This is a genomic window from Psychrobacter sp. T6-1, from assembly GCF_052258445.1.
Genome location: NZ_JBQQFC010000835.1, coordinates 1 through 519, shown reverse-complemented (window position 1 = coordinate 519; position 519 = coordinate 1). Strand labels below are relative to the sequence as shown.

Annotated in this window: 1 protein-coding gene; it reads left to right on the top strand. The window is 40.3% G+C overall.

The features are described 5' to 3' along the window. Positions 1–218 precede the first annotated feature (218 nt). A complete protein-coding gene (locus tag ACTXGO_RS16240; protein ID WP_435949592.1) occupies positions 219–401 on the top strand; it encodes a YgaP family membrane protein in 183 nt (60 codons plus the stop codon). The last annotated feature ends 118 nt before the right edge of the window (positions 402–519 follow it).

The following is a 519-nucleotide window of genomic DNA, read 5'->3' as shown; positions in this document are numbered from 1 at the left end:
CCCTCAGTACAAGTCAACATCGATGCCGGTCACTTGCCTGATCCTGAAGATAATGGCGTACGCTATCTAAAAGTACCTATCAATGCTAAGGCGTTTGGGTAGCCTATTCTTTAAACTAAAATCAATGACTAACCATCTAACTAATAGCTGGCAAGTTCATTTATAAGGCTTTAAATACTCGCTATGTCTCAACTATTACACTCACTAAGGATTGTATTATGAAAGTTAACGTAGGTAGTATCGATAGAAGGTTACGTATCATCGCAGGTATTGTTATTATTGCTTTGGGCGTTTATTTTCAAAGCTGGTGGGGCATTATAGGCTTAGTGCCTCTACTGACAGGATTGTTTCGCTCTTGCGTGTTGTACTCAATACTTGGTATCAATACTTGCAAGGCTTAGGGCGCAGACAGTGTATATGTCGTTGAACATTGAGCGACTAAAATGGAGATCACAATGAACCCGTATGAGCGCTATGTACTTCCTAAGTTGATAGATATAGCCTGTAGTACGGGTAATG